Genomic DNA, 21,044 nt, shown 5'->3' with positions numbered 1-21,044 from the left:
AACCTCCTAATTTTAAATTAAAAAACTTCAACCTATTCCCACTTTTTTCCAAAGAGCTTTTGTAAAAAGCCGGAAAGGCCTGAATATTCATTATAATCCGTTTTTTCAAGTTTTGCAACTATGTGGCGCAAACAACTCGCCGCTTTACTTTTCGGAGCAGATATAAAGAAGGGTTTTTGCTTTAAAACAGCCTGTTCAACTGCAGGATCATTGTAAATAAAGCCCAAGTACTCGACTTTTAAATTTAAAAACTGGGCAACAATCTGAATCATGCGTTCGGCTATTTTTTTTCCTTCAAGGGCGGAATTTACGCGGTTTACAACCATTTTTAGGTTTAAATCATAGTTTTCAACTTCGGTTGCGATTATTTTTATAATTCCGTAAGCATCGGTTATAGCCGTAGGTTCCGAAGTGGTAACCACCACTACCTCATCAGCGGCTGCAACAAAGCTGAGAACGTTTTTTGAAACACCGGCACTGGTATCGATTATTATTATATCCGCCTCTGCAAGGGTGTACAATTCTTTAATAAAATCGGACCTTTCGGCTTCTTCCATATTTGCAATCTTTGAAAAACCTGAAGCTCCGGCAACGAATTTTATTCCGTATTCCGTATCGATTATGATATCCGACATTTTCTTTTGTTTTTTCATTACATGATAAAGATTGAATTTCGGAATTATGTTCATCATAACATTTACGTTTGCAAGGCCAAGATCCGCATCGATTACAATAACGTTTTTTCCCATCTTGGCATAAGCAATAGCCATATTTGTTGAAATATTTGTTTTTCCGACCCCGCCCTTTCCGCTGGTTACGGCAATAATCCTTGTCTTCCTTTTAGGAGGAATGTTTGAAAGCGCAGCCTTATCACTGCTGTTTTTATTTTTCATTAATGTTTTTAAATCTTCTGCCTGATCCGTCATCTTAGCTCCATACTATAGAAATTTCGTCATTGAAATTTTCATTGATATAATCCAAAGAGAACCCTGTAAGTTTTCTTAACAAAACGAGCTTGGAAGCCCGAGCTATATCCTTGGGTACTGTTTGGCCTTCGGTTATATAGGCGACGGGAATCTTGTATTCATCCAATACACTGACAATACTGCCCACATGAGCCGTTTCATCAAGTTTTGTAACTATAAGGCTCGAAAAATTAAAAACAGAATATTGTTTTATTATTTCGATTATGTCGGCAGCCTTAGTTACAGCACTTACTACAAGATGGGTTTCAATCCTGCCCGGTTCTATCTCATCAAAATATTTTTGCATCTCAAGTATCTTTTCGGGATCGGTCGGACTTCTCCCCGTCGTATCTATACATATAATATCGGCAGAATCCTTATATAGATCGAGATATTTGTGTAAATCTAATGGGTCGGTTGCTATGATAAGGGGAATACCCATGTGTTCGCAGTATTTTTTTATTTGAAAAGCGGCTCCTATCCTAAATTGGTCAAGGGTAATAACCCTCACATCAAGGGAACGCTTTTCAAGTTTAGAAACAGCCAGAATATAATAGGCGGCAAGTTTTGCAAGGGTTGTAGTCTTGCCTATACCTGTAGGCCCAACCAAGGCAATAAGTTTTTGCTTTTTAGCGGAATCATCATTGTTTGTTTCTTCAAGTTTTATTTGTATGGAAGAAGCTATCCAATCCAAAACTTTTTTTTGGACAAGCTCAAAATCGTTTAATTCGGCTAAACTCAAATTTTTAGATATTTTTTCTTTTATGGAGCGGATATATTTAGCGGTAAAATCATTTTCTTCCAAAATAGCCGCAATTTTCGAAATATTTTCATGTTCTTGGGATGGAGAATTCTTTAGCCTTATTTCTTCTGCAAGCCTGCCGACGGTTTCTGCAAGGGTTTTTAACTCTTTAGATTCAATATCGGTTTTTATGGGAGAAGAACTTTGATTTTCAAGCTTTTCGATATAGGGCATCATCTTCTCGGCCATTTCTTCCGATTGAGCCGCAGCCAGTTTCATTATTTTTAAACGCTCTTCTGCAAGATTTGCCGGAGAATATGGTTTTATGGGAGCAACAGTTGACTTAGGTTTTACTTCTTCTTCACTGTTCGAGAATTTGGGAATGAAGGCTTCATTTTGAATATTAAAACTTAACCTTATTGTTTCTTTATTAAAAAGACTAAGGAAACCTTCATTTCTTTTTACCTCGCGGCGGGTAATCATTATATTAGGCCCATACTTTTCTTGAATTTTTTGAATACACTTTTCGTATGTTGAAGCTTCCTCGACAAATGTTTCCATATAAACTTTATACCACCCGAAGCCATTATAAAACATTTTTATAAATTTTACAATACAGATACGGGATGTTTATTTTGACTTTTTAGAGCTAATTGCATTAATAAATTTACAATTATCTTTATGAGAGCGGACGGCAATTCTGATATGATTATCTCCGAGAGTTTTAAAACTGCTGCAGGTTCTGATTAAGATTCCCTTTTTTTCAAAGAATTTTAAAGCATCTGTATCTTTTGCATTTAAAACTTTAAGAAGAATAAAATTGCACTGACTTTTATAGGCCTGTAATTTTATCTCTCCGCTTGTTTCGTGCTTTTCGATATTTTCGAGCAAAAAAGCTCTTTCTTTTTGAATATAGGCCTTGCTTTTTTCTATAAAGTCCTTATCAAAAAAGATTGCAGGAGCGGCAGCTTCTGCAAAGACGTTTATGTGCCAAGCCATCTCGATTTTAGAAAGAGCGGCAGCCATATCGGTTGAAGTACAGGCATAACCTAGGCGTATCCCCGGAAGGCCGAAAAATTTGGTTGCAGCCCTTATTATACAGATATTTTTATAGCCGTCTTTTTTAAAAAGAACTATGCTGTCATAATCAGGCGGACAAAACTCGTAAAAAGCCTCATCTAAAAGTAAAAACGCACCTGTTTTTTGTACGAGAGAATAAATTTGTAAAAGAGCCGTTTTTTCTATTCTTAAGCCTGTGGGATTATTCGGATTCCCCAATATGAGAAGGTCACCTGCTTTCAGTTTTTTTTCAAGACCGGCAATATCGGGCAAAAAATCCGGAAGAAAAGGAAGCTCTAAAACCGGTCTATTATGAACAAGGGCCCTTAATCCGTATTCCGAAAAACAAGGCGTGCATAAAACAACTCGTTTAAACATTGAACAAAAATTATCGATTATTTCTACAGCCCCATTCCCCAAAACAATATTTTCAGGTCTGCATTTTAAGTATTGAGCCGTTATCTTTTTTAACGAGCGGTAACGGATATCGGGATAAACCAAAAGATTATTAAAAGATGCACTTAAGGCCTTTTTTAAGCCCTTAGGTGCCGTCAGAGGATTTATATTACTGCTAAAATCGATTAAAACTTCGTCCTTTTTTTTATAGGACAAAACCCCGCCGTGTTCCAAACCATACCGCCTTTTAAATTATCTTTAAGGATTATAACAGATTTTTAAGAGAATGGCAAATAACTTGAACTGCAAAGAGAGCAAAGTATTAAGAAGTTTGAAGATTTAACATTTCCACCTGTAGTTTAAGGGGTGTGCCCCTTAAAAATATGGTTGTTTTTATTATAATAACCTTTTCTCGCTTTATAATTTTGTTAGAGAACATTTTAGTATTTTTTTGATAATAATGTCAACCGTTGGGGAATACGGCAGATACCCGGCAATTTTTGAATAGCCTTTTTGCAAATAGGCGGAGTAGATTCAAAAAAAACACGAAGCCCGCAAAGTAAAACCATGCTATACCGTACACTTAATAACAGAGAAGCTCACCCATAGCAGTTACAAACAATTCTCAAACTGAACCGTTATCGTAAAAGTGAAGTAAAACACTTGACACGCACAAGGACAGGATTACCGCCCTTGTGCGTTTTTTTTGCCGTAAGGCAAAACTCGATGCTCAAGAATGTACACGGATGTACGATCCTTCAGCGGCACGGATGCCGCTGGTTCCACGCCTTACGAGTTTGCAACGCAAACTCGAAGCTGAAAAATGTACACGGATGTACATTTTTCAGCGGGTAACCAAAGTTCTTTTTTGGTAACTTTGGTTCTTTTTACCCGTATAAACTGGTTTTTATGGATAAGATACTAAAATTGTAATATTATGATGGATAATTATTAATTGGGTAATTGGATAATTCGATTAAAATTGAAAAACAAACAACTTTTTATGGAGGTTTTCAAAATGAAAACAACTAATTCAAAGAATAAGGCAAAAGCCTTTTTGGGAGCCGCTTTTGTGATGCTCATCGCACTGCTGTTTACCGGCTGCCCGCAAAAGGCAAAACCTAAACCGGCCGAACCGTCGGCACCGCCTAAGTACACACCCGTCGCCTACGACAAACTTGCAGAATACCTTACAAACACTGCTTCTGCTACAGAGGTAAGCTACATCGAAGTAACCGGTCTTAAACCGGAGCACTTAATAGGGGATGATTCCGGACATACCACTAAACCGAGCCCGCTCGGAGCAATCCTGCAAGCCCACCAGACTAAAAAGGTTGCACTCAAATTAGGCGGAAGCATATCAGCTCTTATGGATATGCCCTTCTGCTTTTACAGCTGCACAAGCCTTGTAGGAGTAGCGGCAATACCGAAAGGCGTTAAGGATATGACCAGCTGCTTTGACTCATGTACAAGCCTTACGCAGGCGCCGGTACTGCCGGAAGGCGTTACGAAGATGAGCGACTGCTTTCGAGACTGTACAAGCCTTACAAAGGCGCCTGCAATACCGAAAGGCGTTAAGGATATGAGCTACTGCTTTCAAAACTGTACAACTCTTACAAAAGCTCCGGCATCAATACCGGCAAGTGTTGAAAATATGAGCCAATGCTTTCAAAACTGCACAAGTCTTACAGAGGCTCCGGCATCAATATCGGCAAGTGTTAAAGATATGAGCCAATGCTTTCAAAACTGCACAAGTCTTACGCAGGTACCGGCAATATCGGAAGGCGTTGAGAACATGGCAGGCTGCTTTCGGGGCTGCACAAGTCTTACAAAGGCGCCGGCAATACCGGCAAGCGTTACGGAGATGTCAGGCTGCTTTTTCAACTGTAAAGTGCTTACCTCCGTTACGCTTAAATGCAATTATGGTGCCGGTAAGTTTCGCAGTGCATTCAAGGACTGCATTGCCCTCCGCGAAAAGAGCATAAAAGTACCGCAAGCGTATTACGGCAACTACACTACAGCTGACGCGCTTAATAGTATGGCTGTTCCCGGTGCCGACGATGAGGAAAAAAGAAAAAAGTTTGAAGGGGTTACGGATTGAGACCCGTCAATCCAAAAAATACAGAATAACCCCCGAACCTTGAACAAGCCGGATTCTTAAGGCGGAGCCTTAAGCCGCACTTTTCTTTTTTCGGGGTCATAGGGGTGCTTCTTTCTTTTGTCGGAAAAAAGAAAAAAGCACCCCTAACCCGGGGGATTTTTAAGGGGGAACACCCCCTTAAACTAAGGAGATTTTATGCTTAAATATTCTTTACGCGAAAACTTACTGACGCCTGCACCCGATGACTACATGGCGCAGGCAGCTGATGTGCGCTCGTACACTCTTGACGAGATTATCGACCTGATGATGGAAAAAGGTACCACGCTCACGCGTGCGGATGTGGCGGCAACCTTGCAAGTCTACGGAGAGGTAGTAAGTGCCATTATCAAAGACGGCTCGGCCGTTAACACACCGCTTATGAACACCTCGATGAGCATATCCGGCGTATTTGACGGAGCAAACGACAGCTTCGATAAAAAGCGGCACACGGTAAACTTGAACATAACCGCCGGCACGCTCCTTCGCGATGCTGCTTCAAAAGTCAAATGCGAAAAAACCGAAGGAGCCAGCACCGACCCGTATATCACGGAAGTTACCGACGTCGTATCGGGCAAGGTAAACGAAATACTTACCAAAGGCGGGGTCGTCCAGCTGGTAGGAAGCCGCCTTAAATTCGATGCAAAAGACGCGGCTCAAGGCATCTTCTTTGTACCCGAAACGGGAGAAGCGGTGAGGGCAACAGTAATAGCCGAAAACAAACCCGCCCGCCTCATGGCCATCATCCCCGCGGGCCTTAAAGCCGGCACCTACTACATAGAGGTAAGGACGAAAATAGATATGGGCGGTAAAAAACTGAAAACGCTCAAAACCGGACGGTTTGCCAAACCGCTTACCGTTACCGCATAAAAACATAGCCGGTCTACCTGATCCGTTATCATAAAAGTGCAGACCTAAAAACCCGAAAAATAAAGGAAGGGAAAATATGGTCAAGTACAGTAAAGAATTTAAAGAACAGGCACTGCTATTGTCGGAAGAGATAGGAGTGAAAAAGGCAGCCGAGCAGCTGGGAATCAGTTATCACACGATTGCAGACTGGAGAAAAGTGAGAAGCCGAAAGGCGAAGGAAGAAAGAATCGCATCGGACAAAAGTCCGTTGAACGAGCGGGAACTTGAGATGCAGCGGGAAATACAGGAGCTGAAAAAAGCGAATGAAATCCTCAAGGACGCTCTCGGTTTTTTCGTCGTAGACCGGAAGAAGTAAGCACGCAAGGGTTATTCAGCTACATTTTGGAAAACGCAAAGGAAAAAATGTGGTCAATTGTGAAGATGTGCAGTACCCTAAAGGTGAGCGAGACGGGCTTTTACAAGTGGAAACGGAACCGTAACAAAATAAAAAGCTGGCAACTTCTTCTGGTCGAAATACACAAGATTCTTTCAGAGGATCCTGAAAACGATAACTACGGGATAGAAAGGATACGATTGGCACTTGAGCAGCGAGGTATAAAAGTTTCTCGCTCGACTGTAATAAGAGCGATGAGGAAGGGAAACCTGCTGCATAAGAGCAGAAGAAGTCCCGATGGGCTTACCAAAGCCGACAGAAAGGCGCAACGGCCTGAAAATCTTCTGAAAGGAGACTTTAGTTCAGATGCGCCTAACAAGAAATGGCTGACCGACATAACGCAGGTTCCGTGCAAAGACGGAAAACTGTATATTGCACCGATAATGGACTGCTTTGCAGGAGAGATAATCACAGTTGCAATGGACGATAACATGAAAAAAGAGCTTTGTATAAGAGCTCTAAAGGAGGCATACGAATTAAGAAAGCCGGATGATGGGCTCATACATCACAGTGACGCAGGCTCTCAATACACGAGCGAGGCATATAAAAGCGAATTGGCTCGCCGTCATGCAATTCAAAGCATGAGCGGTGTGGGAAAGTGTTATGATAATGCGAGGATGGAATCCTTTTTTGCGACGCTGAAGAAGGAGAAACTATACCGCATAGATACAACAAAATTAAAAAGGGAAGAAGTAAAGAAAATCGTCTGGAGGTTTATTGTCTACTACAACCGACGAAGGATTACCACAATGAATCTGCAAGGTTATCCTCCTATGATTTATCGGGAACTGTTTGAAGCCGGCTTATTAAAACCGGCAGCTTAAACTACAACTTTAGGGGATTTAGGGTCTGCACTATTATTGACTTTTTCAACCGTCATAATGGTGGACAGTCTACCAGCATAATGGTAGACACCCTACCAGCGTAATGGTGGGCAGTCTACCAACATAATGGTGGGCAGTCTACCAGCATAATGGTAGCCGGTCTACCAATGTAATGATAAAGTCCTTTTGGATTGGGACTAGTCAAATTAGGGGAGGGAAGACACTTTTTCGGATCAAGTTTCTTTCCCTCCCCTATGACCCCACCCATCTTCAAAAGAACCGCTTAGGGGCTCTGCCCCTAAGAACCCCGCCTATAAACGGGGATTCCAAAGGGGTGTCCCCTTTGGTCGCGTTTTTTCTTTTTTTGGGGTTGTAGGGGGCTTTTTTTCTTTTTCTCGATAAAAAAGAAAAAAAACCGCCCTACAAAAAGCCGGGGGTCTAAGGGGGGCGCAGCTCCCCTTATAACACGGGGTTCAAGGGGGAACACCCCCTTAAAACAATGAAAAAGATAACTTTTAAGGAGTTAAAATATGACAAAGTTTAAAACAAAACATAAGGCACACGCCTTTTTGGGAGCGGCTTTTATGCTGCTCATCGCACTTATATTTACAGCCTGCCCGCAAAGGGCAAAACCTAAAGCGGAGGAACCGCCTCCGGGACCGCAAAAGGTAACCTTTAGCGTAGAAGGCACACCTGCAAACGGCGAGCTTAAAGCAATGGCCGGCAGTACCGAAATTACTTCGGGCAGCAAGGTTCCGTACGGCACAACCGTAACCTTTACGGCAACGGTAACGGCTGCCGAGCATTACGCCGATGAATGGACTATTAAAGGCGGTTCGTTTAAAACAGGAGGCAAGGACGGCGATACTACCGCAACGGTACAAATTACCGGCGAAACGGAGGTAAAGGTAAACTTTAGCCGGTATAAAAGCGTTGCGTTCGGCACAGACGGCGCAACCTTGGCTGCTTATCTAAACAGCGGTACACCGGCAGGCGACGGCAACTATTACATCAAAGTAACCGGTCTTAAGGCGGAACACTTAAAAGGAGAGGCTACCCACTCGCCCTATCGCCCGAGCCCGCTCGGAAAAGTCCTAAACGATAACCCGGCTAAAAAAGTTGCGCTTAAGTTCGGCAAACTGCCCGCCGTTACAAATATGGAAGCCTGCTTTAGAGACTGCCAAAGCTTAACCCAAGCGCCTGTGCTTCCTGCAGGCGTTACAAATATGAAAAGCTGCTTTTACAACTGCGAAGGCTTAACCCAAGCGCCTGAAATACCCGAAAGCGTTACAAATATGAATAGCTGCTTTAACGGCTGCAAAAACCTTATACAGGTTCCCGCTTTTCCTGCAAACGCAAAGGTTACAAATATGAATGGCTGCTTTGTCGAGTGCGAAAACCTTACACAAGTTCCCTCTCTTCCTGCTTCCGTTACGGATATAACCCACTGTTTTATAAAGTGCAGAAACCTTACACAGGCGCCCGAAATTCCTGCTTCCGTTACGCAGATGACAAGCTGCTTTAAAGAATGCGTAAAGCTTACAAAAGCTCCTTCTACAATACCTAAAGGCGTTACCAATCTGCACTCTTGCTTTGACAACTGCAGAAAGCTTACAAATGCTCCCGTCATTCCTAAAAGCGTTACAGTTATGAAATACTGCTTTAAATTTTGCAGAGAGCTTACAGAGGTTACGCTAGAATGTAATTACGGCGGCAGTAACAACTTTAAGGAGGCTTTCTTTTTCTGCGATAAGCTGACCGCAGGCACCATAAAGGTTCCGGCGGGGCAGCTTTCGGCATATCAAGCCGGCGCCGATGATATGGGCACCACGGCAGACAGGTTTGTTGCCGCACCATAACTAGCGGGTACGCACCGCAGTATAATGCGGGACAGTCCCCAATACACACCCTAAGGTAAATCGTTTTATCTTTGCCCCTCGCGGCAAAACTTAACCAGCCCGCCCTTTAAGGCGGTACCGCCCCCCAGCCGGACAAAACTCCGGCTTTGGGGGGACGGCACTGAAAAACCTTCAATTGACATAAGGCTTATTCTTCTATATACTTGTTTTGTAAAACTTTTCATGGGAGGACTTATGTCAAACACATCTACAGTAAAAACACTTCCTCTGGTTCCGTTTAAGGAAATGCCTTATACGAGACCGGATATGAAGGCTATTGAAAAGGGCTTTGCCGATGCCCTATCTAAATTTAAGGCAGCCGCTTCGGTAAAAGAACAAATCGAAGCTATCGATATGGTGCAGGCTATAAACCGCGAGTACAGCACCATGTCTTCTTTGGCCTCGGTCAGGCACACCATCGACACAAGGGATGAATTCTACGATAAAGAGAACGACTTTTATGATGAAGCAGGGCCTCTTTTTAGTAAGCTTTCAAACGAATTCGGTGCAGAAATGGTCAAGTCCAAATTCAGAGCCGAGCTCGAAAAGGAATTCGGGCATCAGGTCTTTGATTTAACCGATCTATCCTTAAAGGTGTTCAGTCCCGAAATTATGGATGACCTCATGGCCGAAAACAAACTGACCAGCAAATACAGTAAGCTCATAGCTTCTGCCCAAATCGAATTCCAAGGCGAAAAGCGCACCCTTTCCCAATTAAGTCCCTTTATGCAGAACATGGACAGGGAGGTAAGAAAGGCGGCAGCAAAGGCCTTCTACGGTTTCTTTGAAGAAAATGAAGCCGAATTCGATTCTATCTATGATGAACTTGTAAAGGTTCGTACAAAGATAGCCAAAAAGTTGGGCTACAAAAACTTTGTTCAGCTTGCTTATGACCGCCTTGGCAGAACCGAGTACAATGCCGAAATGGTTGCAAAATACCGCAAGCAGATTTACGAGCTTGTTGTTCCCATTGCCCAAAGTTTAAAAAAACGCCAAAGCAAGAGGTTAAAGCTCGATAAGGTTTATTATTATGACACCGGGCTTAAATACCTTACGGGAAATGCCGTTCCTCAAGGCGAGCCTGATTGGATTGTAGAACAGGCAAAGAAGATGTACAATGAGCTTTCGCCCGAAACAAGCGAATTCTTTAAGATGATGACCGATTACGGACTCATGGACTTACTTTCAACCAAAGGAAAGGCAGGCGGCGGTTATTGTACGGGCTTCCCCTTGTACAAGGTTCCCTTTATCTTTGCAAACTTTAACAAAACCCAGCACGATGTCGAGGTTATGACCCACGAAGCGGGCCATGCCTTCCAAGCTTATCAGAGCAGAAATGCACGACTTCTCGAATACGGATGGCCGACGCTTGAAGCTTGCGAAATTCACTCTATGAGTATGGAGTTTTTTACATGGCCATGGATGGAGCTGTTTTTTAAACACCAAACCGAAAAATTTAAGTTTACCCATCTTTCAGGAGCCTTTGAATTCCTCCCATACGGAGCGACAGTCGATGAGTTCCAGCATTGGGTATATGAAAACCCCGAAGCAAGCCCTGCCGAAAGAAAGGCCGAATGGCATAAAATCGAATTAAAGTATAATCCTTCAATTGATTATGCCGATAACGGCTACCTGAACCGAGGCGGCCTTTGGGTAAAGCAGGGACACATCTTTGCTTCTCCTTTCTATTATATAGATTACACCCTGGCCCAAGTTTGTGCCTTACAGTTCTGGGTAAAAGCCAATGCCGACCGCAAAACGGCTTGGGAGGATTATTTACGCCTTTGCAAGGCCGGCGGAAGCCTTCCCTTCTTGGAGCTTTTAAAACTTGCAAACCTAAAAAATCCCTTTGAAGAAGGCTGCATCGCTTCGGTTACCCCCGAATGTGAAAAATGGCTTAATTCGATAGACGATTTAAAACTGTAATCATAAGGGCTTACCTAAAATCGGGTAAGCCCTTGTTTTTTTTAAAGCTTAGATATAGAATAAGTTTATCGAGCAAAATAGGAGCCGTTTATGATAAAAATTATAAAAATAGAAAACAAAGACGAAAAAGCAAAAATTGTCGAAGAAGTTTTGACGGATTTACCGGAATGGTTCGGCTTGCCTGAAAGCACAAAAGAATATATCAATGATTCAAAAGAATTGGATTTATGGGCAGCAAAAGAAAATGATGAAATTATCGGGTTTATAACATTAACCGAATCAAGCCCTGATTGTGCTGATGTGCATTGCATGGGAGTAAAAAAAATATATCACAATAAGGGAATCGGCACATTATTATTTAATGAGCTGAAAAAATTTGCTTCAACTAAATATGATTATATACAGGTAAAAACGGTAGATGAAGGTCATTATAAAGAATATGACCAAACAATAGCCTTTTATAAAAAACAAGGATTTAAAAAATTAGAAGTTTTTCCTACACTTTGGGATGAGTGGAATCCTTGTCTGATAATGATCCAAAAATTATAAAACATCGAAAGTATTATCGGATAATTTTAGTATTTTATCATTACATTGTACTTGCAAAAAAATTATTTTATATTATAATATTATTAGGGGGTAAGTATGGCAAGTACATTAGTTCAAATTAGGGTTGATGAGAAACTGAAAGACGATGTGACTGCTGTTTATGAGCAGTTAGGATTAGACTTATCCACAGCCGTACGTATATTTTTTAAGCGTAGTGTTGCTGAAAATGGGATTCCTTTTAATATGAAACTGGAAAATACCAAACAAACTTTAATAAAAAAAGAAATCCCTCCGGACATTCTTTCAGCAATGCAATCTATGTCTAAAAGTGCAGAAATTTATGGAGTTTCCGAAATGAGCATTGAGGAAATTAATAATGAAATTGATGCAGCACGAAGAGGAAAATAGAGTGCCGCTGTACGCCGTAATTGATACAAATGTTCTTGTTTCTGCATTTTTAAAAGAAAATTCTATTCCTCGTTTTGTGATTAACTATATGTATGCAGGCAAAATCATCCCAATTTATAATGAGGTGGAAACCTTTGTTGTAACACCGCGTCAAATTTTAGATTTACTTGAGAAACCAATTTAGTAACAAAGGAGCTTCACCGCATGTATAGAACCGATAACGAAATAAAAAAGGCCTTACTTATTTTTACCGATATATTTTCAGGACAGGCCTCAAACTCTTATATAAGCCGCTCCTCCTTACAGGAAAAAAGTGCGGAAGCCCTAAAAGAAATAGAAGAAAATGAGCTGAAAAGTCTTGTTGAAACTATCTTTTTAAAGCCCCTATCCTCCCTCCGATTTAGAATAGCAAAAGAAAACCCTGCAACTCTTGTAGGTTCGGGGCAGCTTGAAAAAATTGCTCAAGCTATCGAAGAAGAAGGAGCCGACCTTGTTGTCTTTAACAGTGCTGTAAGCCCCCGCATTCAGCGAAACCTTGAAGCAGCCCTTAACACCTGCGTTATAGACCGCTCCGAGGTTATTATCCAAATATTTGCGGACAGGGCGCAAACAAGGGAGGCGGTTTTGCAGGCTGAACTCGCCCGTTTAGAATATTCTATGCCCCGCCTTACCAGAAGATGGACGAGCCTTGCCCAACAAAGAGGCGGGGCAAAGGGAACAAGGGGAGCTTCCAGAGGTGCGGGCGAAAAAAAGCTGGAACTTGACAGAAGGCGCTTAAAAACCGAAATTGCCAAGCTCAAAAAAGAAGTCGAGCGGGTAAGACTTCAACGGAGTGAACAGCGTAAAACCCGCTTAAACGGGGATAAAAAAATAGGAGCCATCGTAGGCTACACAAATGCCGGAAAATCTTCCCTTTTAAAAAAACTTTCGGGAGCTGAAGTATTTACCGAAGATAAGCTTTTTGCCACCCTTGATGCCGAAACCAGAAAAGTTTTTTTACAAACCGGCGAAAAAAATATTCAAATTTTATTGACTGACACCGTAGGCTTTGTAAGTAATCTGCCTCATCAGCTGATTGATGCCTTCCGCTCAACCTTGGAAGAAGCCGCCCTTGCAGATTTTTTAATCATAGTATGCGATGCAGCCCATCCTGCAATGCCTGAATGTCTTGAAGTAACAAAAAAGGTCTTAGACGAGCTTTCTTGCAGTGGTAAGCCCTCTATAATTGCAATAAACAAAATGGATGAAGTTTTTGATGAAGCTCAATTACTAAGCTTAAAAGAGCGTTATCCCGAAGCCGTCGAAATTTCGGTTAAGACGGGACAGGGTCTTGAAGGTTTAAAGAAAAAAATAGCCAATATAATTATTTTTGATAAATAATAATATATTTTTTAAATATACTTGACAGACTATTAAGTTTATTGATATAATCAGCGTATGTTGATGGGGGTATAGCTCAATTGGTAGAGCGCTTGCATGGCATGCAAGAGGTCAGGGGTTCAATTCCCCTTATCTCCAATATTTAAAGTTATTAGTCTTTTCCGACTTATTGGTTTAATTAAGGTGGTTTAATCGGTGGATTCGACAACTGAAATAGATCTTGATGAACTTCTCAAAGATGTGGTAATGCCTTCAGGTGATACATCAGTGCAGCCTCCTCCGGTTTCTTCCGGTTTTGACTTTGATGTCGGCCAAAGAGCTCCATTTCCCGATATTAAAACCGGCGGGTTAAGCAAAGATACAATGTTTTCCATAGCACCTGAAGCCAGAGGAGAAGCAAAGAGGGATCCGAGCGAACCGGATCTTACCTTAACTCATTTTGAAAAAGTTGAAAAGTTTTTTTCCGATACCCCCCATACATTATTTGATACTGCAGAATTTTACAAGGCTGTTTTAAAAGGCGAAGGCGAGAATGCTCAGCGTCTTCATACTTCTCTTACTAAATTCTTAACGACTACTGACCCTAAAGATCGAACAGTATTTAGACAGCAAGTCGAATCAACTTATTGGAATCTTGTTTCCGATATGGTCATGAAAATAGCTTCAGGAAAATCTTCAAAAGAAAAACAATATGCAGTAAGGTTCGGGCTCGTTCTTCCTACACTTTTAACTACAGAACAAAAAGATATGTTTGCAAAGGTAATAGATGAAAATAAATATTGTGAGGCAGTCTATTATTTGGATGAGTGGTTCAGAGAAATCGGAATAGGAAAAATAAACCCTTCGGCAACAGACGAAGTTAAAATTTCAAAAAGAGATGATAATTCAAGATTTAATCAGCTCTTAGAAAAGGCAAAGGGAAAACTCCAAACTGCGGACAATTTGCTGAGAGCAAAATCGGAAGAAATCAGCCGCAATGAAGATTCAATAAAACAGCAAATCGATAGTATGTTCTCTCATGATATGCTGGCCAATTTCTCCAATGTAAAATCGCCTTATTCCGAATCACAAAAACAGCAAATCATGCAAATAAACGAAAGACTTAAAAAACTGCTCAATTTTGATAAAGAATTACAAAACTGTATTTCCGATTATAAAGAAGCCGATGCAGATGTACGCAGCTTGAGAGAAAAGGCTGATGCTTCCGGAGGAATCACGACCAATATGTCGGGGGCTGAAGGAGAATTCGATACCGTTAAACAAATGGCTAAGATGACCTGCGGACGTAAAGGTAATCACTTTCCTATTTTGTCACGGGAATACTTTAGGTGCTCATCAAAGGAGATAGGAACCAGAGAGAATATCTTGCGTGAAATGAAATGGCTTGAAGATATAGATGTGGAAGCATATTGCCGTCAATATAAAAATCAATTAAATCGGATTCCTCCCTTTGTCATATTGGTTCCGACGTATGGGGATATCGGCTTTTGCTGGGAACCTTTTGACCGCTATAATAGGGTTACAAGTAGAGGAAGGATAGTAATCCCGATGTACCCTAAAAGTCTTAAAGTTTCCCTCTTAATGGCTACTGCAGATTTACGCTGGCAGGTCGCAAAAGAAAAAGCGTCCTACTATTGGATGGAAGAAGGCTTGACCGGTAATTATTATCAATGGTTCCAAAACCAAAAACTAAAAGGTGACATAAAAGAATATTTTATTCAGGATTATATAACTTGGATGATAAAAGAAAGCGAAGGCATCCAAAAATTAGACAAAGAAGTTAGAGAAGTATTTTGGCGGTATATGCCTTTTGCCGATTCAATTAAGGCAAAACTTAAAGACAGAGCTTTGGTATATCAAGAGCTTTGTCAAAGAGACTTAAACCGCCAAATGTCGGATGGGTATTAAAGTATGAAAAAACAATTATTTTTATTCGGTAGTAAATTATGCCCCGATTGCGGGCCTGCAAAGGAATATTTAGAAAGAAAAGGAGTAAAATTCCGCTATTTTGACATTACTGAAGATTTAGGCTATCTAAAATTTTTGTTGAAATATCGGGATGAGAGAGCTGAATTTGATCGGCTCAAAAAGGAGGGGAAGATCGGCATCCCATGCTTGATGGTTGGAGACGGCGAAGAGTTTGTATTCGACATTGAAGGAGCAGACCTATCAAAATGGTCTTAACTCTAACCAACCTTCTTGCTATAAGTCAGGTATCTTAAGCCGGTTGGTATTTAGGTTAATCCTAATACCATCTCGCAGGACGTGTGAGGACACGTCCTGCTTTTTTTATGCAAATCTTATTTTAACACTGTTAAGGGATTAATAAGTTTCCCATTCTTATATATGGAAAAGTGAACATGAGGACCTGTAGAACGGCCGGTATTTCCTACAGTTCCGATAATACCGCCCTGATTTAAAACTTGACCACGTCTTACCTTTATCGTATGCATGTGTCCATACATTGACTGGTAGCCGCCGGAATGAGTTACAATGACATAATTTCCATAAACGGCAGAATAGCCTGTATAAGATACCATTCCGTCAAGAGTTAGTTTAATAGGTGTTCCCGTAGGGGATGCAATATCTATACCCGTGTGAAAACTCTTTCTTCCGGTAAAGGGATCTCTTCTGTAGCCGAATGGGGAGGTAAGCCGTCCAATCACAGGATAAATAAAAAGCTCACCCAAAGCCTTTTTAAGCTCAAAGGAGCTCATCGTTGCCCCCGGAATAAAAAGTTTTTGCCCTATACTTACCGTCTGATTTTCAAGATCATTTGCATCCAAGATTGCATTGATGGGCAGATTAAATTTACCGGCAATAGAACTCAAGGAATCGCCCTTTACAGCCGTATAAATAAGCCCATCAATCGAAGGGATAACCAACTTTTGGCCAATCTTCAACTTTTTTGCACTGCTTATTCCGTTTACGGAAAGCAATGTTCCCATATTTTTAAGACCGAATTTTTGAATAATACCGCTTACCGTATCCCCTTTTGCAACCATGTACTCTTCAAAATCGACTGCAGTAATAAAATCAGGTACATCTGCAAGGGAAAAAGGGGTTACTTCTACAGCTTCCGAATGAGGGATGCCCTCTCCCTTTGCAATCTCGGAAGAAGGCATGGTATATTGACGCATTGCATTTATCGCAGAAGGCTCTTCCCAAAATGATATAGACCTTATTGATGAAAGCCCCCAATTAAGCTTTAAAATCGGAAAATAAAAAAATAGGAATCCTGCAGTGAGCATGGCTAAGAGCCCGAAAACAATCAGCGATTCATCTCTAGAGCTAAGTCTGCTTTTTTTTACAGTATTCGGCTTTCCATATCTATTGCTATAATACAATCTATTATTATGATGCACCGCATCAGCATAAGTTATAATATCCATATCTCCTATATCGGCATAAAAAAATAGCTTTTTAGGCTAAATTAAAATCAATCCGATATAAAAGCATACTTTAAGTTATAGGTTCCCGGATAAAACTGTTTAACTCCTTTTAATTTTGTTTGCATAAAGATATTATAGGTTTGGTTAGCATAAGGAGCAATACAAGATTCTTCTGCCAATAAAATCATTTCCGCTTTTTTAAAAAGTTCCAGCTTTTCGTTAAAATCGGAGCTTTTTTTTGCCCGCAGAACCAAATCGGTGTACTCATTATTTTCCCAGCCTATCGGAACAATTTTATTTCCGGGTAAAAACAGATCCAAATATCTGGCGGGTGTATCAATACCGCCGCCCCATGATTTAAAACCTACTTGATAGTCCAAGCTCTTATTCCGTTTTTTAAAGACTGTTCCCTCGATTTTATCAAGTTCTACATTTACCCCCAGAACATTTGAAAGCCTGTTTTGTAAATATTCATTAAATTTAGAGCTTTCATTTGAAGGGAACATTATCGAAATTGTTATCTTTGAAGGGTCATCTCCAAGCCTCAATTCCTTTAAGCCCTCAATAAAATGAGCCTTAGGATCAGGAACTTTTTTTATCAATTCTTGAATCGGCTCTCCCGCAAGGTTGCGGTAATTTTTACCTTCAAGCTCGGTAGCAATCGAAACAAAACCGTAGGCCGGTTTATAAATATCGTCAAACAGGTCGGTGCAAATTTCTTTGCGGTCAAGACTTGCCGAAAGAGCTTGTCGAATTTTTTTGTTTGAAAACAACTTGTCTTTTTGATTCATAAAGATATATTGAACGCGGCTGTCAACTCCATTTATTTCTGCAAAACGGTTTTCTTTTTTCAGCTTATTTATCCAGCTGATAGAATAAGCATTTGCAATATCGATGCTGCCGTTTAAAAGCTCACCGAGGGCGGCATTTTCTTCATTTATTATTTTAAATGTAAGAGCATCTATTTTTACATTTTCAGCATTCCAAAATTTTTCGTTTTTAACAAGCTCAATCTTGCTATTATGTACCCAAGTTTTTACTTTAAAAGCCCCGCTGCAAATTATTTTTTCGGCCTCACTGCCGTAGGATAGCCCGAATTCTTTTATAATATCTTCCCTTTGCGGAGGAATTTTTGCGGCAAATTCATGAAGATTTTTTATGGGATTTTCGGTTACGATTTGAAGAGTTTTTTCATCGAGAGCCTTGATTCCTATTTCAGAATAATCCAGTTTGCCCTTTAAAATATCTTGAGCATTTTTGATATAGTCATAATACATTGCCATAGGTGAGGCCGATTCGGCATTGATGATACGGCGAATACTGTAAACAAAGTCTTCAGCTCTTATCTTTAGACCGTCAGACCAATAGGCTTCACGCAATTTAAAAGTCCACTCCGTATAATCGGCATTATGAGTCCAAGACTCGGCAAGAGCCGGAAGAACTTTTATCTCCCCATCATCCTCAGTTAAAATATCGGTCAAATTTTCGTTGATATAGTCCAATATTATAAAAGAGTATCTATCCGAAGCCTTTGCGGCATCCAAAATACTCGGTTCCGCACCCAATGAGGCCGTAACTGTTTTAGGCTCACTAATTTTCTTATTGCCGTTGCAGGCAAAAAAAAGCAGCACCAGCGCTGCCAACCAAAATAATTTTCTACCTTTCATATATAAACCTCGGCTGACAATATAACAAATTTTAAATAATTCTTCCAGCAGTCAATAGTATTTTTTAAGATACCTTGAAAAAAATAATTCGCCGGTGTATTATTTAGATAGATCTGATGTAGGTTAGGTGGACGGCGCATTGAGCCACTAATTTTTAAGGAACAGAATGAAAAAGAAATTTTTACTATTTGTATTTCTCACTCTTATACTTGCACCTGTGTTTGCAGAGCCAAAATATACATTCTCATGCGAGAGTCGTTCTGTAGTATTACGGAAAGATTATTCGATTGAAAGGCGGGATGTTACAATTGCGCGCAACGGCGGAAAATGGGTACTTGAGATTCCCTCTTATCAAGAAGTGAAAAACCTTGATGACCCAGTCTTTACCGAGACCGATGACGGTTTTTCGCTTGGTTTCTATTGGGGAGGCGGCAGATTTTATTGGACTGAAATTTTCTTCTTTAAGGAAATTGAGGGCGAGCCTTGCCTGTACAAAATAGATTCAACGGTATCTAAGCTCACTTATGACCATGACAAAGGAGAATTCGATTGTGAATCCGAAACGAAAAATCGTCCAATTCAGCCACCGATAAAGATAAGCGAACTCACCATAGACAAAATCAAGGGTCTTCTCGGAGGTAAGGCTATCAAATAAGAATAAATAGTATTTTACGGGAAGCAATTACTACAGGTAATTATTAATCTAACACCCGCTTCAAAGCCCATATAATCATTTATTATTGGTATTTTACAAATAATAAAATTAGCAATATTAATACATTAACAAAAGCAAGAACTATTTTTGAATTTATTTTTATTACTTTTATAAGATATTTTTATTTATCTATTGACAAATATGCACTATAATGCATATAATATAAGCATGTGGAAAGTCAATGCAAAAGAAGAATACGAAGAATGGTATAAATTTTTGGACAAGGATAGTATGTCGGAATTGTACTATTTGACAGAACTTTTGAAATTAAATGGTCCTGAATTAAGCCGTCCATATGCAGATATTATCCACGGTTCAAAGAAGATAAAAAATTTAAAAGAATTAAGAGGCCGAACTTCTGAAAGCGTTTTGAGAGTTTCGTTTTTCTTTGATAAGGAAAGAAAAGCAATTTTGCTTATAGGTGGGGATAAAAAAGGTGTAAATGAAAAGAAATTTTATAAAGATTTAAAAAGCAATCAGAAGAAATTGCTGAAAAACATGGATATATTTAGGAGGAGGTAAATTATGAAAGATGCGTTTGAAATGATGGAATTATATATGGATAAGGAAGAAATAAAACAGGCGAAATTAAGAGCTGAAAGAGAAAATTTTTCAATTAAATTAGCTAAGATTAGAGAATTACAGGAACTGACACAAAGTGAGATTGCAAATTTTAGTCAATCATCTGTTTCGAGATTAGAAAAAAGAAAAGATATAAAACTATCAACACTTATTGATTATGTTGATAGTATTGGCATGGGGTTGGAAATAAAAATATATCCTAAATTAACTAATTCAAAAGTAAAAGAAGAAGTTTTGTTGAGAACCTAAAATATCCTAACCCCGCACCTCAACCTGACATTACGGACAAGCCGCAAATACAGGTTAAGCAAGTTATGCCGCTGGTATAGTATGAAGGGAAAGCATTAAAATTGGAATTAAGAGAAATAGAAAAAATTGCTAAAGAAAATTATTCTGCTGCTAAACTTCAAAATAAATGGTATGAATGCGTAAATTTTGCTTTATATTTATTAGATGAAAAGATTGAATCTGAAAACATATATATTTTGGCCGGCTTAGATTCAGATGATTATGATAATATAAATAAATATTTTTTTGCTGTCACTAATGAGCTTAAAATAGTTAAAATGGATGAAGATATTAATTACAATTTCTTGTGCTATTTAGGTAGAAAAGTTCATAATGATGAAATTGAAGCAATATATGCACTTACAATATTAGAAAAAATGTATTATCAAACAAATGATAAAAGATTTTGGGAATGGGTTGAATTTGGTGATGCTGTTGATTTACTCGAAGATGGAATTACTTATTACGAATACGATATAAATAAAGACAATTTATGTGATTATATAAAAGAAAAAATACTATTGGATATAGACCTATACAAAGAGCAATTACCTGATAATTTTTTTAAGATGGCTTTCTGTGAAAAATGTAATAAATTAGTAATTCCAGAAATTAAAAAAACTTTATTTAGAAAGAAATTTTTCTATAAATGTAATAATTGTAAAGCAACAAGTAAGTTTTTATGGTGTTTGGATAATAAAGGCAAGAAACTTTATTTAGAAAGAAAAAATTCGCCTAACACCCGCTTCAACGCTGACATTGTGGACAAGCCGCAAATACAGGTTAGGCGGATGTTAGATAAATAGCCTATAG

General features: G+C 39.7%; 21 protein-coding genes and 1 tRNA gene. 17 read left to right on the top strand and 5 right to left on the bottom strand.

Annotated elements, in window-relative coordinates; all coding sequences use genetic code 11:
- Positions 1-32: 32 nt before the first annotated feature.
- The 3 genes from E4N80_RS00325 to E4N80_RS00315 form a co-directional block, all read right to left on the bottom strand.
- Positions 33-926 (bottom strand): MinD/ParA family protein, encoded by an 894-nt coding sequence (locus tag E4N80_RS00325; protein WP_253699616.1) that lies wholly within the window; start codon positions 924-926, stop codon positions 33-35.
- Position 927: 1 nt separating this feature from the next.
- Complete coding sequence (flhF, locus tag E4N80_RS00320; protein ID WP_253699615.1) at positions 928-2,268, bottom strand: flagellar biosynthesis GTPase FlhF; 1,341 nt, start codon at positions 2,266-2,268, stop codon at positions 928-930.
- 69 nt (positions 2,269-2,337) lie between these two features.
- The gene (locus E4N80_RS00315; RefSeq protein WP_366797052.1) at positions 2,338-3,396 is read right to left on the bottom strand and encodes a pyridoxal phosphate-dependent aminotransferase; all 1,059 of its coding nucleotides are present in this window, start codon (positions 3,394-3,396) and stop codon (positions 2,338-2,340) included.
- Between the two features lie 784 nt (positions 3,397-4,180).
- Here E4N80_RS00315 and E4N80_RS00310 point away from each other — a divergent pair.
- The 13 genes from E4N80_RS00310 to E4N80_RS00250 all read left to right on the top strand — a co-directional run bounded on the left by E4N80_RS00310 (position 4,181) and on the right by E4N80_RS00250 (position 15,771).
- A complete protein-coding gene (locus E4N80_RS00310; protein WP_253699613.1) occupies positions 4,181-5,263 on the top strand; it encodes a leucine-rich repeat domain-containing protein in 1,083 nt (360 codons plus the stop codon).
- Positions 5,264-5,458: 195 nt separating this feature from the next.
- The gene (locus E4N80_RS00305) at positions 5,459-6,169 is read left to right on the top strand and encodes a DNA-binding domain-containing protein (RefSeq protein ID WP_253699612.1); all 711 of its coding nucleotides are present in this window, start codon (positions 5,459-5,461) and stop codon (positions 6,167-6,169) included.
- Positions 6,170-6,245: 76 nt separating this feature from the next.
- Positions 6,246-6,524, top strand: coding sequence for a transposase (locus E4N80_RS00300; protein WP_253698525.1), 279 nt, complete (start codon positions 6,246-6,248; stop codon positions 6,522-6,524).
- A 47-nt stretch (positions 6,525-6,571) separates the two neighbouring features.
- The gene (locus E4N80_RS00295) at positions 6,572-7,426 is read left to right on the top strand and encodes an IS3 family transposase (RefSeq protein ID WP_253698524.1); all 855 of its coding nucleotides are present in this window, start codon (positions 6,572-6,574) and stop codon (positions 7,424-7,426) included.
- A 584-nt stretch (positions 7,427-8,010) separates the two neighbouring features.
- Entirely contained in the window at positions 8,011-9,285 is a 1,275-nt protein-coding gene (locus tag E4N80_RS00290) for a leucine-rich repeat domain-containing protein (protein ID WP_253701071.1), read from the top strand.
- A gap of 234 nt (positions 9,286-9,519) precedes the next feature.
- Positions 9,520-11,250, top strand: a complete 1,731-nt coding sequence (locus E4N80_RS00285) for a M3 family oligoendopeptidase (RefSeq protein WP_253699611.1) — start codon at positions 9,520-9,522, stop codon at positions 11,248-11,250.
- A gap of 90 nt (positions 11,251-11,340) precedes the next feature.
- Positions 11,341-11,799, top strand: a complete 459-nt coding sequence (locus tag E4N80_RS00280; RefSeq protein WP_253697029.1) for a GNAT family N-acetyltransferase — start codon at positions 11,341-11,343, stop codon at positions 11,797-11,799.
- A gap of 96 nt (positions 11,800-11,895) precedes the next feature.
- Positions 11,896-12,207 carry a type II toxin-antitoxin system RelB/DinJ family antitoxin gene (locus E4N80_RS00275; protein ID WP_253699610.1) on the top strand — a complete coding sequence of 104 codons (312 nt, stop codon included), beginning with the start codon at positions 11,896-11,898 and terminating at the stop codon, positions 12,205-12,207.
- Complete coding sequence (locus E4N80_RS00270) at positions 12,176-12,391, top strand: PIN domain-containing protein (RefSeq protein WP_253699609.1); 216 nt, start codon at positions 12,176-12,178, stop codon at positions 12,389-12,391. The genes E4N80_RS00275 and E4N80_RS00270 overlap by 32 nt, the downstream gene beginning before the upstream one ends.
- A 20-nt stretch (positions 12,392-12,411) precedes the next feature.
- Positions 12,412-13,587 carry a GTPase HflX gene (gene hflX, locus E4N80_RS00265; RefSeq protein ID WP_253699608.1) on the top strand — a complete coding sequence of 392 codons (1,176 nt, stop codon included), beginning with the start codon at positions 12,412-12,414 and terminating at the stop codon, positions 13,585-13,587.
- Between the two features lie 65 nt (positions 13,588-13,652).
- Positions 13,653-13,725 (top strand) — tRNA-Ala (locus tag E4N80_RS00260).
- 57 nt (positions 13,726-13,782) lie between these two features.
- Positions 13,783-15,495 carry a DUF8510 domain-containing protein gene (locus E4N80_RS00255; RefSeq protein ID WP_253699607.1) on the top strand — a complete coding sequence of 571 codons (1,713 nt, stop codon included), beginning with the start codon at positions 13,783-13,785 and terminating at the stop codon, positions 15,493-15,495.
- A gap of 3 nt (positions 15,496-15,498) precedes the next feature.
- Positions 15,499-15,771, top strand: a complete 273-nt coding sequence (locus E4N80_RS00250) for a glutaredoxin domain-containing protein (protein ID WP_253699606.1) — start codon at positions 15,499-15,501, stop codon at positions 15,769-15,771.
- Positions 15,772-15,887: 116 nt separating this feature from the next.
- On the opposite strand, the gene E4N80_RS00245 is transcribed toward E4N80_RS00250, so the two are convergent.
- On the bottom strand, positions 15,888-16,979 hold the full coding sequence (locus E4N80_RS00245) for a peptidoglycan DD-metalloendopeptidase family protein (protein ID WP_253699605.1): 1,092 nt from the start codon (positions 16,977-16,979) through the stop codon (positions 15,888-15,890).
- 47 nt (positions 16,980-17,026) lie between these two features.
- Complete coding sequence (locus E4N80_RS00240; RefSeq protein WP_253699604.1) at positions 17,027-18,646, bottom strand: peptide ABC transporter substrate-binding protein; 1,620 nt, start codon at positions 18,644-18,646, stop codon at positions 17,027-17,029.
- Between the two features lie 166 nt (positions 18,647-18,812).
- Here E4N80_RS00240 and E4N80_RS00235 point away from each other — a divergent pair, with 166 nt between their 5' ends.
- The 4 genes from E4N80_RS00235 to E4N80_RS00220 all read left to right on the top strand — a co-directional run bounded on the left by E4N80_RS00235 (position 18,813) and on the right by E4N80_RS00220 (position 21,037).
- Positions 18,813-19,301: a hypothetical protein gene (locus tag E4N80_RS00235; protein ID WP_253699603.1), complete on the top strand. Its 489-nt coding sequence runs from the start codon at positions 18,813-18,815 to the stop codon at positions 19,299-19,301.
- A gap of 228 nt (positions 19,302-19,529) precedes the next feature.
- Positions 19,530-19,883 carry a type II toxin-antitoxin system RelE/ParE family toxin gene (locus E4N80_RS00230; RefSeq protein ID WP_253699602.1) on the top strand — a complete coding sequence of 118 codons (354 nt, stop codon included), beginning with the start codon at positions 19,530-19,532 and terminating at the stop codon, positions 19,881-19,883.
- A 3-nt stretch (positions 19,884-19,886) separates the two neighbouring features.
- The gene (locus E4N80_RS00225) at positions 19,887-20,192 is read left to right on the top strand and encodes a helix-turn-helix domain-containing protein (RefSeq protein ID WP_253699601.1); all 306 of its coding nucleotides are present in this window, start codon (positions 19,887-19,889) and stop codon (positions 20,190-20,192) included.
- A 101-nt stretch (positions 20,193-20,293) separates the two neighbouring features.
- Entirely contained in the window at positions 20,294-21,037 is a 744-nt protein-coding gene (locus tag E4N80_RS00220) for a hypothetical protein (RefSeq protein WP_253699600.1), read from the top strand.
- Positions 21,038-21,044 lie beyond the last annotated feature (7 nt).

Origin of the sequence: Treponema denticola (genome assembly GCF_024181605.1) — a bacterium.
GTDB classification, from domain to species: domain Bacteria; phylum Spirochaetota; class Spirochaetia; order Treponematales; family Treponemataceae; genus Treponema_B; species Treponema_B denticola_B.
The sequence above is the reverse complement of the archived record's forward strand: the minus strand, read 5'-3'. Positions and strand labels throughout refer to the sequence as shown.